Source organism: Paenibacillus allorhizoplanae, from assembly GCF_927798215.1.
In the GTDB taxonomy this organism is placed as follows: domain Bacteria; phylum Bacillota; class Bacilli; order Paenibacillales; family NBRC-103111; genus Paenibacillus_E; species Paenibacillus_E allorhizoplanae.
Map to the genome: position 1 here is coordinate 73,210 of NZ_CAKMMW010000030.1, position 15,304 is coordinate 88,513.

Consider the following 15,304-nt stretch of genomic DNA (forward strand, 5'->3'; position numbering starts at 1 on the left):
ATGGAATGGCTTTTCACTCACTTGTGTTTTTTTTAGGTTTTTGGGTTAAGCAAGGGGACGATCACGCTTAAACCGTGCATCACGCTCCCCTTGTTGTACATATATTTATGAATGATCAGCCTTCACCCAAGGCGAATAGAGCGTTCTTGACGTTCTGCGAAGCTTTGAAATGACCTGTATATCCAGTTCGGCCTCTGGTAATATCTCATTCTCCCACCGATCTTTAATTTGCTTCCATAGTTTAGGATTTCGATCTTCAAGGCTGTTGCCGAAAGCGAATATGTCCGAATGGTAGTCAACCGCAACTTTACGAAAAGCCATCTTCACTTCATTTTGTATCGTTTTGGAGAATTGATCTTGGACATAGGCGATCGTTTGGGGATCTGTTTTGAACTTGCTGCTCGCTTTATCTCCGATATTGAACTCCACAGTAATGTGAAGATGAATCTTGGCTTTACCGTCCTGATAGTCCACTCTTCGTTTACTAACCTTTTCACCGGATAGCTCCAATGATAAGTTACAATCGGTTTCATCCGGGCAGGGCACGACGACAAGTGCCGATTTTATTTTCCCCATGACCCACAAAAAGCCCCTTGTCTCCATCCCATTTAGTGTCCCTACCATTTTTCCGTCTGAAAAAACGCCTGTTCCAGAGGCATAAAATAACATAGATTGATGGGTGTCTCCCGCTTCATAGGGCTTCACGCCAACAATCGTTTTGACGTACTCGTTTTGATTAATTAAACGAAGAATGGGACTGAAAGGCTGAGCGCCTGTTGGTTGTGCAAGTTTTCGCGCAAACTCAGATAGATACACCTGAGATGCCTTCCCTTCCAAATCCGAGTTTTTGATGATTTCTTTCAAATAATTCGATGATAAAGCGGTAATGTCTGGACTGGACTCCAGCATATCCAGTGCCCTTCCTTTTACCGTGGCAATATAAGCCGTACCCCGAAGCTCGGGATCCGACGAGAAGAAATCAAAGTAATAACGCGCATCCGTTTTCGCAGCGGATTCTCCAATGAGCAGGATTTGCAAATGTGACCAGTACAGCTTTTTGCCGGTTATTTTTATATAAGATCGTACAGCCTCGAATGTCGTATTCCCAACGACACTCAAAGTCTTCTTTTGCTCCCCTTTCAAACCGCTCATAGGCTTTAGCGCTTCCAATACAGGTGTAAGCACGGTAAGAACGATTTGTCCTTTATCGTTGAGATCAATACCTGCAGCAAGGACGTATTCGACTTTATCTGGTTCTTGGCGATTCCAACAGCCTGTGGTTACGCTCAGCAGGAAACCTAGCGATAGCACCATTCTAAGTATTCTGTTCATTCGCGGTTCTCCTTGCTTTCAACTTGCCCGCTAACCAAACAATCACGAGAAGGATGAGGGCATACCAACAAAAGGTAACTCCTTTCGCGATTTCAAAACTAACAATGGACACGTAAATATTGTCGGGAAGTAACGAAATATAGAACATAATGACGGAAATGGGCAGCATCAGTTCCTTATAATCTTTCGTTCCAAACAAGTCTCGTGTACCTAAACAGCAGGCATAGAACGATAATGCCCCCTTTGACACATTGATGAATACCCATAGCGCCAAGAAGATACTCTCCAAATGCTCAATAAAATCAAAGATCGCAATATCTTTGATTAACTCGACGACCGGGAACATAAGCCTCTGCGTATACGCACTGCCAAAGGTTCCTATCGTCACTAGAAAGATAATTTCGAATAGAAACATAATAATGATCACGGACCAAATCAGCTTCTTGAACATATGGTTTTTATTCTTGATTTGCGGATAAATAAATAGCAGCACACTAATTTCAGAGAAAACACTGCAAATGGCTAAAGAACCCTTAAACACATCCATGAAGGAAGCATTCAAAAGTGGCAATATGCGTTCCATACTCACTTTTTGAAAAGATAGCCCAAACATAATAATGATTAATACGACAACACCTGGCATAACCACTTCTCCCCAGCGAGCAATGGAAGCCATCCCTCCTTTCGCCAAATAATAGCGCAGGACAATCAACATGATAGCAATAATCTCCAATGGCGTTTCTGGAAGAATCAGCGTAACGAATAGTTCGCCAACGAGTCTGATCGAGATGCCAGAAAGAAATACCAGTGGCACCAAAATGAAAAGTGCAAACACGCGGCCGAAGAAGGGTCCGAATAAGCTAATGCAATAAGCGATAATACTCATCTCTTGCATAGACGGACCAATTTGTGCGATTAGCCAAAGAAGGGGAATAACCATCAGGCTGCCGATCAGAATCGACACCCATCCACTGTGCCCCGAAGCCTGCGTTATTGTTCGTGGAAGTGTAAAAAAAATCGTACCAAACACAGTAAAACAGAGAAGAATCATAATTTGTTTGGTTGTTAGTTGAGCAGATGACAAGGATGTTCCTCTTCTCACTTAAGGTTTTTGCTTCTTAGGACCAAGAAAGGATTGACGATATTTGAGCATTGGCGCCGGTTTCTTGAAGACAATGGAATCATCGACAGCTTTTAACGATTGAGGGGTCAATGCAGCCAGATAACTGACACCAAAAGAGCGCAGATGAATCATGTGAATGAGTATGGCGCTGGTGCCAAACACGATACCGAAAATACCGAAAACAGCAGCTAGTACCATGAGGGGAAAACGCAGTAATCGGATGGCCAAAGATGCATTATAATTGGGTATGGCAAAGGCGCCAATTGCAGTAAAGGAGACGATGATGGTCAGTACAGGGCCGACGATATTCGCCTGAACCGCCGCCTGTCCAATCACCAGGGCCCCGACGATACCAATCGTTTGCCCCATCGTGCCAGGCAGTCGCAGACTCGCCTCCCGCAGCAGTTCCAAGCTGATTTCCATAATCAGCGCTTCTACAAAGGCAGGGAATGGAATGCCGCTGCGATTGCTCGCAATGGCAAGCATCAATTCCGTCGGAATCATTTCTTGATGGTAGGTGGTAATCGCGATATAGATGGAGGGCAGCGTGAGCGCCATTGTCATCGCCAAGAACCGCACCCACCGCAGCATCGTAGCCGCGATATAACTCGTGTAGTAATCCTCTGTCGATAGCAGAAATTCAGTGAAGGTAATTGGCATCGTTAATGCAAATGGCGTGCCGTCTACTAGAACGACAATTTTACCTTCTAAGATAGCCGCAGCTGCTTTATCCACCCGCTCTGTCGAGCTGATTTGCGGAAATGGCGAGAGTGGCGAATCCTCCAAATAATCTTCAAGCTGACCGCTATCCAGAATTCCCTCAGTCTCGATCGCCATCAGCCTTCTCTTCACCTCGCCAACAATGCTTGGATTGGCTACATCCTGCAGATACGCAATAGCCCCATCCGTCAACGTGCGCGTGCCAATCTGAATCGGAAATAGAACCAATTTGGGATCTTTAATTTTCCTTCTTATTAAGGCTGTGTTGGTGCGAAGCACCTCATTAAACGCATCCTGAGGCCCTCGAATTATCGGTTCGCTGGTCGGATTGCTTACAAAGCGATGCTCCCAGCCTTCCGAAGTGATGAGCAGGATTTCCGCAATCTCATCAAGTAAAACAAGCGTATTTGAGTAAAGCAGTCCCTTGATGCTCTCAGCGAGCGTGTTTACGCGCTTGATACCGCTAGCCGTGATCACAAATTTCTCGATATACGTTAAGGTAACCTCATCTTGATGACCCATTTGCATCAGGGGGAGAATGACACATTGGTGAACAATATCCTTTTCCGCGAGTCCATCAATATAGAGAACGGCTGCACGAATCTCCGAACCACCCCCCATCTGGAGGGGAAGTTCACGAACAATAAGATCGGATGGATTCTGAGTGGTCGAGAGAATTAACTGCAAGTCTTTCTCGAGATTCCCGCTTAATTGTTGTTCTGTGGGACCAGGTGCATCAGCAGCTTCAGACAGGTGTCCGGGCGATGCGCTAGAGGCTGATTTTTTGAGGAGTTTTCCTAAGAACGACAAACTATCCGCCTACCTTTTCAACAAGACTATTCATTACGTTTTGCATCATGTCCGTTAGCACATAAGAGGTTCCTGTTGCATGAAGTACAGCAAGAATGAGAGCGATTAGCAGCAAAGTGACATAAGCAGGAACAATTCTATGATCTTGCTGGCGAGCACTTTTCTTTGGATGACCGATTACAAACAGAATAAGAGCAACAATCAGTGGAATCACAGACATCACCCCATGTGTTTTACTCGTAGGTTCTGCGTTTACTTCTAGTTTTATCCAACCACCACCTCATGTTTAGCTTTTTACACGCAAAAAAAGCGCCCTTCCACAATAGATGGAAAGGCACTTTTTGATTTAGACTACGATTCGTACACCGTGCGACTCTCTGTCGACACTTTGTGCGCGCTGGCGCCACGCTTTGCCCGTAGCGCTTCTGGCATAGCCAGCAGCGCAGGCAGCAGCATTGGCAGCAAGACGAAGCAGAGCACGATGAGGCCGACGATCACGGCCACCGCTAGCTCGATCAACAGAACGAGGCCGGATGGTACGAGCGTGGCGAAGGTTCCTCCAAGGATAACCATCGCCGAGATCACCACGCCGCCAATGTGTTTAGCGGCTTGCACGATCGCTTTCGAAGGCGATAGATCGCCAAGCTCTTTGTAACGCATCATCAGGAAGATGCTGTAGTCGACGCCGACAGCAATAATAATGATGAAGGAGAAGAATGGTACGAAGGAGGAAACCCCATCGGCACCAATGATTTTATCTGTCACGACATTCGTCGCCGTCATCGCCACGTAGTAGGAAATCACGAGGCTCAGGATGATGTAGACGGCTGGCCAGAAGGCACGAATGACGAACAGCAAGACGATGAACACACCGATAATGACGATAATCGCGGTGCTATTGAACGACTTCAGCTGCGCCTTGTTCGTGTCATATGTCGTCGAGCTCGGTCCTGCCGCGCCGACCTTCGCATTCTCCAGCACTGTGCCTTTCACGCTAGCAGCCAGCTCCGCGTTAATGCCTTCAATCGTATCCATCGCCGCCGAGGAATACGGATCGTCCTTCAAGATGACGATCATCTTCGTCATCGTCCGATCCTTGGACATGAAGCTGTCCAAGGACTTGCCGAAATCCGCGCTCGATAGCGCTTCTTTCGGGATGAAGAAAGTTTTCGAGCCGTTCAGCTGCGTCAGGAACTGGCTCGTCATGCCAAGCCCCTCGGACACGTCACCGAGTCCGTTGCCGCTCTGTCCAAGGCCATCCTTCAGCTGACCCATGCCGCCGCTAAGACCCGACAAGCCTTCGCTCAGCTTCTGCTGACCGTCTTTGACGCTGCCTAGCGCAGTGTTCAGCTTCGCCATGTTCGCAGCGATCTCGCGGCTGCCCGCGCTGCCTTGCTTCAGCCCTTTGGCGAGCTCAGCTGCGCCGCTCTCCAGCTGCGTAAGTCCCGCGGCAAGCTGCACCTGCGCACCATTCACTTGCGCCAGGCCTTGCGTCGCCTCGGCGAAAGCATTGTTCAGCTTGGCTGCGTTCTTGCCAAGCTCTTCTAACCCGCCGCTCAACTGCGTCAGACCGGAGGCAAGACCTTCACCCGTTTGTTTCAGCTTGATATAGTCGGCATCAGTCGCCAGCTGGCTGTACTTGCTGCCAAGCCCGCCAATTAGACCATTCATGCCGACAAGTCCTTGATGAATACCTGTAAGCTGCCCTTCAATTTGGCCGTAGCCATCTGTCACGGCACTATAGCCTTGCCCAAGCTGCGTCAAACCATCCGTGATCTTAACGCTATTGGCACTCACTTGATCCATGCCATCCTTCAGCGCAGCAATTCCCGCACTTAGCTCACCCGCACCATCTGCACCTTGCGCGATACCGCTAGCCACTTGATCCAGTCCAGTCGTCAGCTTGCTATAGCCATCCTGCACCTGACTTGTGCCATCTACAAGTTGGCCAACGCTTGATGTATCTGGCACTTCCAGCTTGCTTTGCATCAAAGTAAGTCCATCTCGAATTTGATTTACACCTTTTTGCGAGGCTGTAATACCATCGGCAACCGTCTTCGTTTGTGTAGAAATATAGAAGTCATCAATCGGCTTCGATTGCGGCTGTGTCACGCTGGATACCATATCGACACCTGGAATGGTTTTCAGCTTCTCCGTCACCTTATCAATTGCCGCTAAACCATCGTTCGTGTTAAGTGGTTTGTCATTCTCAATAACGACCATCGTTGGGAGTGCCTGACCTCGGCTGAAATGGTCCGCCACAAGGCTGAAACCTTTGGTGGATTGGTGATCATTCCCAAGCTCCTTCAACTGGTCAAAAGACAGCTTCTGATGATTCGCAAGCGCAAGCGGAATTGTAATAATCAGAATAATGACCGTCGTAACAATCGGTCTTTTCACTGCGATTTTCGTCAAGCCTGCCCAGAATTTACTCTCCTTATGACCTGTTGCACCTTTGGAAGGCCAAAAGAGTTTATTTCCCAGCATTTTCATGAAAAACGGCGTCACTGTTACGATTTGGAGCAGGAGAATCGCCGTACCAATCGCAACTACGTTACCTGATTGATAAATACCGAAATCGGATAACGTCAATGCCGCAAACGCAATAAACACGGTCAAAATACTGTAAAAAATCGTTTTACCCGCCGTGCGGTAGGTCACAACAATCGCTTCGTCCACGGATAAGCCATGGGATAATTCCTCTTTGAATCGGTTAAATAAGAGAATGTTATAATCGGTCCCAATCCCGAAAAGAATCAAGATTAACAGCATTTGCGTAACACTCGTCACCGGGAAATTGAACTTATCAATGAGCTGCGCGGCAATCCCCATGGACACCAGGTACGAAATACCGACAGCCAGCAAGGAAACCACCGGGATAATGACGGAACGGAACATAATCACCAGGACAGCTAGGATGAAAATGACCGTTAACGCGGCACTTTTTTCAACACCAGATTCGGAAGCCTTAATGTAATCATCCTGGATAAAATCCTCCCCAGAGAGGTAATATTCCACCTTCATGTCTTTCAGAACATCTTCAAACTCCAGCTTAATGTCCTCGACGTGACGCCCTCTTTTATCCAAAGAAAAGCTCGCCATTAAGGTCGTGCCATCCTCAGAAATCAGCGACGACTTCGCCTCAGGCATGGTAAACGGATCAATCAACTGATTGAACCCGAGCTGGTCTTGATGGCTTTTCAAATTCGTAATGCCGGCCTCGATCGCCTTCATATCTGTACCCGACAGTTTGTTTGGGTTATGGAAGACCACGATATCACTCGTGCCCTGGACCCCATTGATTTTGTTCAAAATCGTTGAGGCAACCTTTGACGGCGCGTCACTACGCAGCGGATCCTGCCCTCTAAGTCCAAGGATCGCATTCACATTGGGTTGAAAAACCGTCAGCAACACCGTCGCCACCAACCATACCGCTAGAATCGCCCAGCGCCATTTAATAATGGATTTCATCTCTCTCTTCTCCTCCACTCACTTCAGCTAGTAGTAAACAAGCGTTCATTATTGAGTTAAAAAATTTTATGCTTGTGCTAGCTTTATTTTTTCTGAAATACCCGTGCAATACAGGTACAACAGTTCATCAACGAGCATTTTAATCGTATCGCCATCCTCATGGTCGCGCAGAATAAGACAAATACTCTCCATCATTGTCATCGCAATCATGCGTGCAGCGTGCTGATCCTTCTGGGACAGCGTGCCTGATGGCGCCAATTCGGCTGTAAATACTTCCGAAATAATCTGATGCACCAGTGTAATCATGTCTTGTTTCGCCGAAGCAAATCGAGAGCCTTCACTCAGATTCAGCAGAATCGTAAGCTCCGTGCTGGACTCCTTGAAAAGCACCATCAGAGAGGCATCAATTCGACGTAGGATGAGTAAATGATCGGATAAAGCCGTACAAAGGGTATCATCTACCTCTTGCTTGCACACCCGCAGCACCTCGGCTAATTGCTCCTGAATCGGTTGAATGAGCTCATCGAACAGATCATCCTTGCTCTTGAAGTAGCGATAGATGTTGCCAGGCGTTATGCCAGCGGCTTCTGCAATTTGCCGAATGGAGGCTTTCAAATATCCATGCTTCTTGAACTCGGCCAAAGCCGCTTGGCGGATACTTTTTTTGACTTCATCTTTTAAAATTTGCATTAATAAACACCCGTTCACTATTTGACGTCATAGTTGGATTATACAGTGCCCACTTGGGCATTTCAACGCTATTTCGTTAAAAAAAAGCGCCCAACCTGCAGATGATCACAGGTCAGACACAAGTTTGTTATTTCATTGTTATTTCATTGTTATTCCACATCTACAGCTTTTATAATTCGCGGCTTCACTTTCACTCGGAACTGCTTCAGATCCTTGAACTGAATGAACTTCTTGGACTCTTCATTCCAAATACGGAATTTCAAAGATTCCAGACTCGTCTTCAGTGTGATCGTCTGCACATTGCGAAGTGCCGCGTTCTTGTTGTGCACCTTTTGCAGATTATAATTAGGCACGCGCGGGCTTAAATGATGAATATGGTGATAACCAATATTGCCTGTGATCCAATGTAGAACACGAGGCAAATTGTAGAACGAACTGCCATGCATCGCGGCTTTCACATAATCCCATTCTGCATCATTCTCGTAGTAGGTTTCTTCATAGTTATGCTGAACGTAGAACAACCAAATGCCCGCCATACCTGAGAAGAAGAACATCGGTCCTTGAATTAGCAGGAAAGACTGCCAACCCATGCCCCAGCAAAGCAGTGCAATACTGCCAACAATACCGATATTGGTGATATAGGTATTAATTCTTTCTTTCATGCCTGCCTTCCGGCGGTTAAATCGGTAATCAATCAAGAAGATGAAGATCGGTCCGACAATAAACATCACAAACGGACTGCGATATAGGCGATATGTCATTCGTTTAAGCCATGATGCTTCCATATATTCATCCACGGTTAGCGTCCAGATGTCACCTACGCCTCTTTTATCCAAGTTACCACTGGATGCATGGTGAACAGAGTGTGTATGGCGCCATTGATGGTACGGTACGAAGGTTAAAATTCCTGTTAGTGTGCCAACAATTTCATTGGCGAGTTTGTTTTTGAAAAAGGATTTGTGACAGCAATCATGAAAAATGATAAATATGCGGATCAAAAACCCTGCAGCTATTAGATCAATCACGAAAGTTAGCCAAATTGAAACCGAAAGACTTAGAAAAGCAAAATACCAAAGCACGAAAAAGGGTCCCACTGTATTGATGATTTGCCACACACTATGCTTCATATGTGGTCTTTCGAAAGGCGCGATATCTTTCCGCCACCCACCCTTATCCTCATGCTTCATCCTGTTAGAACTCCCTCTCTCCGCGTCGTGTCGGATCTCGTAAGTTTATATTCCTTGAAGTAGTACGTTACGAATCGAAATAAGTTCCCGTTATAGGATAAGAAATATTACATAGCTAACTCATCATACGTGGGTAAACCCTTTTTGTAAAATGCAATATAAGTAAGTCGCCATAAAAAGAGACGAATCGCCTCTCGTTCTGCGTTAGAACGAAGCGATTCGTCTCTCTATTAAACTGGTCGATCTATCTCAAAAAGCTCGCCAAGCTTCGCATAAGAGTTGCCCGCTAACCGACTTACAGGCTTCAGTTTCATCGGGTCAATACGACCGTTGTCAACTAAGCTCTCATCGATGTGAAAATATACGACGCGTCCGATTAACAAATCTGCCGCAGGTGCGTCCTGTGTTCCGCCGAGCGGAATCACCTGCTCGAGGACGCATTCAATGCGGATGTTGGCTTCGGCGATGCCCGGAACGCCGATGTGGCTGCTCGCGACGGGCGTTAGCCCCGTCAGCGTCACTTCGCTCTCCTCAGGCGGCAGCGCAGCCGCGCTCTGATTGATCTGGTCGATATAGGATTCGTCTGAGATATGTACAACGAAGGCTCCTGTATCGACCGCGTTGCGGGAGGTGTCCTTCCGGACACCCTGCTTCCGCTGTACGGAAACGGCAACCATCGGCGGATCTGCCGTCACGATGGTGAAATAACTGAAAGGCGCGGCGTTCAGCACGCCTTCAGCTGATAAGGTCGAGACGAAAGCGATCGGCCTCGGGATAATGCTGCCGATGAGCAGCTTATAGTTCTCTCGCTCGCTTTGTGCGGATGGATCAATACCTAGCATGGTCATGGTGACAATCTCCCCCTCCTCATCGATTAGAGTGAGATCCCTTTGAGCCACTCTGCTGCGGCAAAAACCTCAGACCGCGTCAATTGATGCCCTGAATTCTCCCAATGCACATGAACATCCGATCCAGCATCGCTCAGCAGACGTTCTAGCTCTTCCGACTCCTCGGGTGAGCAGATCGGGTCGTTCTTGCCAGCCCCGATGAATACAGGGGTGTCTGAGAGATCAGGCAGCGGGATGCCGCGCCGCGGTACCATCGGATGATGAAGAATGGCTGCACGAAACGCATTCGGATAGTGGAACAGCAGGCTGCCCGCGATATTCGCGCCGTTGGAATAGCCGATCGCGACTACGTTGCTGCGATCGAAGCCATGCTCGATTGCTGCTGCGTCGAGGAAATCGTACACTTCCTTCGTGCGGAAGATGAGATCTTCCTCGTCGAAGATGCCCTCAGCCAGCCGACGGAAGAACCGCGGCATGCCGTTCTCTAGGACGTTCCCCCGTACACTAAGTACGGAGGAGGTTGGTGAAATCGCCTGCGCCAATGGCAGCAGGTCTTGCTCGGTTCCGCCCGTTCCGTGAAACAGAACGAGCACGGGAGCAGTCAAATCGGATCCTTGCTGATAGATATGTCTCATTGCTCATCACCTTCCAATACCCGCACTTCGATTGGCGGCAGATTTTTCACGATTTGATCGCGGCTTGCTTCGAACCATTCTGGCAGCATTAATTTTTCGCCAAGAGCATCTGGCGCTTCATCTCTTGCGAATCCTGGAGGATCGGTTGCAATCTCAAATAAGATGCCGCCTTCTTCACGGAAGTAAATCGCGTTGAAGTATTGACGATCCACGATTGGTGTAGGGTGGTAGCCGTTGCTCGCAACATGACTTCTCCATAGTGCATGCTCAGCATCATCTTTCGCACGCCAAGCGATATGATGGACAGTACCCGCGCCGCCAGCGCCGTAATCCATCGGCGTTACGTTGATATCGACGATGTTACCCAAGTCGCCGAAGGAAGTGAAGCGTGCATAGGCGCCTTCTTGCCCTACTTTTTTCAGACCCATGACATTCACGAGGAGCTCCGAAGTTTTGTCAGGTGCCGTACTGTAGAGAACAGCGCCGCCGAAGCCTTTGATCGCTTTATCCACGGGAACACCGCCAAACGCCCACTGACTTGGCGCACCTTGTTCACGCTCAACAATCTCTAGTCTCAGACCGTCTGGGTCTTTGAACTGTACATAAGTTTCACCGAATCGCGCATTTTTCTCATAAGCAACACCGAATTGTGTTAAACGCGCTTCCCAGAAAGATAGGCTGCCTGTTGGCACTGCATACGTTGTGATGCCGACTTGACCACCGCCGACCCGACCTTTGCGAGATCCCGCGTAAGGGAAGAAGGTAATGATCGTACCTGGGCTTCCTCCTTCGTTTCCGAAATAAAGATGGTAAACTTCTGGTGCGTCGAAATTGATTGTTTTTTTGATCAAACGAAGTCCCAAAATACCTGCATAGAAATCAACGGTTGCCTGTGCATGTTGTACGAAAGCGGTGATATGGTGGATACCTGCGGTTTGTTGTTGTGTTGTTTGTGTTGTTGTCATAATAGCCAACTCCTTCATATTTAAGATTCTTTAATTTAAGATAGTTTGCGTGCAATGTTGCCATTTAAATCGTGGAAGTCTGTTCATGCTGAGCTGGATGCCAACTCAATCACTATTTGAATCCTTCCTGCGCATATCTGCCAAGCTTCTTCAACAGCTGACTTGCGAGCTGCTTCTCTTCGTCCGTTAATCCTGCTACGGCGCTTTCGATCACTTCGGCGTGTTTCGGAAAGACTTCCTCAATAAATTGTTTCCCTTTTTCCGTAATTTCAGCAAAAATTAATCTGCGATCTTCCGTCGAGGTATTGCGTGTAACGTATTCCTTTTTGACTAACTTATCGACCACATAAGTGATGTTGCCGCTGCTCATTAACACCTTACTGCCAATTTGTTGAATCGCCTGCGATCCCTTGTGGTAAAGCAGTTCCAGTACACCAAACTCTGTGCGGTTCAGTCCATGCTTGCGAATATCTCGATCCCCGTGGGCGTTCACCCATTCACTCGCTCTAGAAAGGGCGATGTAAAGATCTAAAGAGTGGTTTCTTGCTTCGCTCATGTTGCTTCACCTCATTGCTTCGTTTATCTTAATTTAAAGATACTTTATTTAAAGATAAATGTCAACAGGCAAATTTGAAATTATTACTTATGCCAAAAAAATGCAAAGAATGTCACACCTTGTCGCCTGTCCTCGTGTTATGATTAAACCTTTAAGATAGAAAGGTGGGTTCTATGCAATCATGAACACTTCACATGCCTTACAAGGGACAGCGACCGAGAAAGAACGGTTCCCTATTTCCCTTTTCTCCCTAACGGTTGGGGCCTTCGCGATCGGTATGACCGAATTCGTAATTATGGGGATTCTGCCCAATGTGGCGGATGACTTGAATGTTAGCATTTCGCAAGCGGGTCAATTGATCACGGGCTATGCACTTGGTGTGGCATTCGGTGCTCCGATTCTCGCTATGTTGACTCATAAGTTGCCGCAAAAACGCCTTCTTCTCGTGCTGATGCTCATCTTCATCTTAGGCAATGGCCTAGCTGCGCTGGCCCCGTCCTATGGTGTCGTGATGGTAGCGCGACTGATCACTGCCTTGGCTCATGGTACCTTCTTCGGTGTCGGCTCTGTGATCGCGGCAAATTTGGTTCGGCCTGAAAAGAGGGCCAGTGCTATTTCGGTGATGATGGCGGGTTTAACCATCGCGAACATTCTCGGCGTACCGCTTGGCACCTACATCGGTCAGCATCTCGGCTGGCGGGCATCCTTCGGATCCGTTGTCATTATGGGGATCATCTCGTTCATCGGTATCCTCATCTTCATTCCAAAGATTACTCAGAAAACGAATAGCAGCCTTGTTAAGCAGGTCCGCGCTCTATTACAGCCGCGTTTGTTACTCGTATTTCTGATCGGAGCATTAGGTTGTAGCAGCTTGTTCGCAGTCTTCACCTACATCGCGCCAATCCTTATCAGCATCACAGGGTTCAAAGAGAGCAGCGTGACCTGGATTCTCATCTTGTTCGGCTTCGGTGTAACACTAGGCAACATTGTCGGTGGCAAAATGGCTGACTGGAAGCTCATGCCGTCCTTGATCGGCAACTTTGCCGCGTTGTCTCTCATCCTAGCTGTATTCGCGTATACGGATCAATTCCCGGTTGCTGCGATTATCACCATATTTATATGGGGGATTGCCGCTTTCGGGATTTTGCCTGGGCTGCAGATTCGCATTATGAATCTGGCTAAAGAAGCGCCCGAGCTGGCGGCCACCTCAACGCATTCTGCGTTGAATCTCGGGAACGCTGGCGGCGCCTTTCTAGGCGGTTGGGCGATTACGCACACTGGCCTGTCGTCGTTGCCTTGGATCGGCGCAGGATTGACCGGGGCGGGCTTTGTTCTGATGCTGTGGAGCTATCTGCGGGATCGTAAGGTGAAGTAAGTATAACGAACCAGCGGCAAGCTAGGACTTAATCAACCAGTCTTAGCTTGCCGCTGATTTTTTATTTTAAACAACTAGATCTTGTTATCCATTCAACGGGTTGATCCAGAATAATTCCATCTGTCTCCACCCATTGGGTGAGACTATTCTCCTTGGCTTGAATGACAATAAAATGCAGGCCTTGTGTCGCCGACGTATTCCTTAAAGCTCTCACACCGTCAGGTGCAATGCGAATGGATGTGCCTTCGTGTACATCCACTTCGTTTCCGTCCACTTGGATTCGGCCTTGCCCCTGAAGAAAAATATAGAGTTCTTCATTCTGTTGGTGCTTGTGATAAAAGGGGACTTCCCCCTTCGGGGGTAAGTGATTAAGTGATACTTCCATACTCGTTAGTTGTAGTCCGTCTTTTAGAAAGATTTTACCCTTCAACATGCCTTCCGTTACACTTGCAAAATCCGAAAATGCTCCTGCGTTGCTAACCGAGTAATTCAGTTGATTTGCACTCATCATCTTGCCCTCCTTTAGAACGCTGGCAGCGTTTTGCCTGTTTCGAGCAGACTCTTCAAATTGCTGAGAATAACAGGCCAGCCATTGTTAAATCCTTCAATTTTGCCTTCATCCTTACGAATATCTTGTTCTAACAGCTCTTCATGGCGAAGTGTTAGCTTGATCGTGCCGTTCAATGGTGTTAATTCATACGTCACGTTGGACATCCGATCGCCTTCCGCGTCCTTGACACTCCAAGTAATCGCGAGCAAGCGATACGGCTCATAGACAAGCACTTCACCGTAGTGCTCCGTCTTGTCTTTATTCATTAAGTGAAAGCTCGAACCAACTTGCCAATCCGAAATGATTTCACGGCCAAAAAAATACTGCTTCGTAAATTCACTACTCGTTAAAGCTGCCCACAGCTTCTCAGGTGTCGTTGCGATGTATGTCACATAAACGAAAGACTTCTTATTCATGCTTCGAATCCTCCTCTAGAGCTTGTTTCAAATTGGTTAACGCCTCAATCCGGCGTTGATCAAACTTACCGATCCAGCGATGATAGATCTCCCCGATCGGTACCGGGTTCAGATAATGAAGTTTCTCGCGGCCATGCCACATGACTGTAACCAAATTTGCCTCCTCCAGCAGCAAAAGATGCTTGGTAACAGCTTGGCGACTCATCGTCATTTGCTGACAGAGCTCTGTTAAGGACAGTCCGTTACTCACGAACAAAATGTCTAGTAATTCTCTGCGTGTTCCGTCTGCAAGTGCTTTAAAAAGTTTGTCCATGCGCCTATTATATGCAACGCTTTAGTTGCATGTCAAACAAAATTTGTAAATTAAAACATCACCTTCTACTCCAACTCCCCCTCTCCAAGTGTTAACTGTAAAAAGCACATCTAATTTCGCCACTTTCCTCACTTCCGATAACTTAACTGTATTTCCTGTAGTTATTTTGGCTGTATTTGGCCGTATAGTCTGAAATCGGGGATTTTAACTGGAGGTTTGGACCTCTGTCAAGAAAGTAGACACCTATTAAGAGAATTAACTAACTTCTTTGTAGTAGTTTTCTTCATATTGAACTGGTGAAAGGTAACCTAAA

At 47.4% G+C, this 15,304-nt stretch carries 15 protein-coding genes; 1 reads left to right on the forward strand and 14 read right to left on the reverse strand.

Features of this window, described 5'->3' with window-relative positions:
* Positions 1 to 105: 105 nt before the first annotated feature.
* The 11 genes from L6I86_RS31390 to L6I86_RS31440 form a co-directional block, all read right to left on the reverse strand.
* A complete protein-coding gene (locus tag L6I86_RS31390) occupies positions 106 to 1,332 on the reverse strand; it encodes a Ger(x)C family spore germination protein (protein ID WP_236292602.1) in 1,227 nt (408 codons plus the stop codon).
* Complete coding sequence (locus L6I86_RS31395) at positions 1,316 to 2,416, reverse strand: GerAB/ArcD/ProY family transporter (protein ID WP_236292604.1); 1,101 nt, start codon at positions 2,414 to 2,416, stop codon at positions 1,316 to 1,318. Before L6I86_RS31395 ends, L6I86_RS31390 begins: the two co-directional genes overlap by 17 nt.
* Before the next feature lie 18 nt (positions 2,417 to 2,434).
* Positions 2,435 to 3,985 (reverse strand): spore germination protein, encoded by a 1,551-nt coding sequence (locus tag L6I86_RS31400; protein ID WP_236292605.1) that lies wholly within the window; start codon positions 3,983 to 3,985, stop codon positions 2,435 to 2,437.
* Position 3,986: 1 nt separating this feature from the next.
* Entirely contained in the window at positions 3,987 to 4,205 is a 219-nt protein-coding gene (locus L6I86_RS31405; RefSeq protein WP_236292606.1) for a hypothetical protein, read from the reverse strand.
* A 131-nt stretch (positions 4,206 to 4,336) separates the two neighbouring features.
* Entirely contained in the window at positions 4,337 to 7,456 is a 3,120-nt protein-coding gene (locus L6I86_RS31410) for an MMPL family transporter (protein WP_236292607.1), read from the reverse strand.
* Positions 7,457 to 7,522: 66 nt separating this feature from the next.
* A complete protein-coding gene (locus tag L6I86_RS31415; protein WP_236292608.1) occupies positions 7,523 to 8,146 on the reverse strand; it encodes a TetR/AcrR family transcriptional regulator in 624 nt (207 codons plus the stop codon).
* A gap of 149 nt (positions 8,147 to 8,295) precedes the next feature.
* Positions 8,296 to 9,333 carry a Delta(5) desaturase DesA gene (gene desA / locus L6I86_RS31420; protein WP_236292609.1) on the reverse strand — a complete coding sequence of 346 codons (1,038 nt, stop codon included), beginning with the start codon at positions 9,331 to 9,333 and terminating at the stop codon, positions 8,296 to 8,298.
* 230 nt (positions 9,334 to 9,563) lie between these two features.
* The gene (locus L6I86_RS31425) at positions 9,564 to 10,175 is read right to left on the reverse strand and encodes a flavin reductase family protein (RefSeq protein ID WP_236292631.1); all 612 of its coding nucleotides are present in this window, start codon (positions 10,173 to 10,175) and stop codon (positions 9,564 to 9,566) included.
* A 32-nt stretch (positions 10,176 to 10,207) separates the two neighbouring features.
* The gene (locus L6I86_RS31430; protein WP_236292610.1) at positions 10,208 to 10,816 is read right to left on the reverse strand and encodes an alpha/beta hydrolase; all 609 of its coding nucleotides are present in this window, start codon (positions 10,814 to 10,816) and stop codon (positions 10,208 to 10,210) included.
* Positions 10,813 to 11,781 (reverse strand): ring-cleaving dioxygenase, encoded by a 969-nt coding sequence (locus L6I86_RS31435; RefSeq protein ID WP_236292611.1) that lies wholly within the window; start codon positions 11,779 to 11,781, stop codon positions 10,813 to 10,815. Before L6I86_RS31435 ends, L6I86_RS31430 begins: the two co-directional genes overlap by 4 nt.
* Before the next feature lie 112 nt (positions 11,782 to 11,893).
* Complete coding sequence (locus tag L6I86_RS31440) at positions 11,894 to 12,337, reverse strand: MarR family winged helix-turn-helix transcriptional regulator (protein WP_236292612.1); 444 nt, start codon at positions 12,335 to 12,337, stop codon at positions 11,894 to 11,896.
* 181 nt (positions 12,338 to 12,518) lie between these two features.
* Here L6I86_RS31440 and L6I86_RS31445 point away from each other — a divergent pair, with 181 nt between their 5' ends.
* Positions 12,519 to 13,712: an MFS transporter gene (locus tag L6I86_RS31445; RefSeq protein WP_056622402.1), complete on the forward strand. Its 1,194-nt coding sequence runs from the start codon at positions 12,519 to 12,521 to the stop codon at positions 13,710 to 13,712.
* Between the two features lie 61 nt (positions 13,713 to 13,773).
* Here the strand turns inward: L6I86_RS31445 and L6I86_RS31450 are convergent, their stop codons facing one another.
* The 3 genes from L6I86_RS31450 to L6I86_RS31460 are packed head-to-tail and all read right to left on the reverse strand — an operon-like array spanning position 13,774 to position 14,991.
* Positions 13,774 to 14,220, reverse strand: coding sequence for a cupin domain-containing protein (locus L6I86_RS31450; protein WP_236292615.1), 447 nt, complete (start codon positions 14,218 to 14,220; stop codon positions 13,774 to 13,776).
* Positions 14,221 to 14,234: 14 nt separating this feature from the next.
* Positions 14,235 to 14,678, reverse strand: a complete 444-nt coding sequence (locus L6I86_RS31455; RefSeq protein WP_056622407.1) for an SRPBCC family protein — start codon at positions 14,676 to 14,678, stop codon at positions 14,235 to 14,237.
* Positions 14,671 to 14,991 carry an ArsR/SmtB family transcription factor gene (locus L6I86_RS31460; protein ID WP_236292617.1) on the reverse strand — a complete coding sequence of 107 codons (321 nt, stop codon included), beginning with the start codon at positions 14,989 to 14,991 and terminating at the stop codon, positions 14,671 to 14,673. The genes L6I86_RS31455 and L6I86_RS31460 overlap by 8 nt, the downstream gene beginning before the upstream one ends.
* Positions 14,992 to 15,304 lie beyond the last annotated feature (313 nt).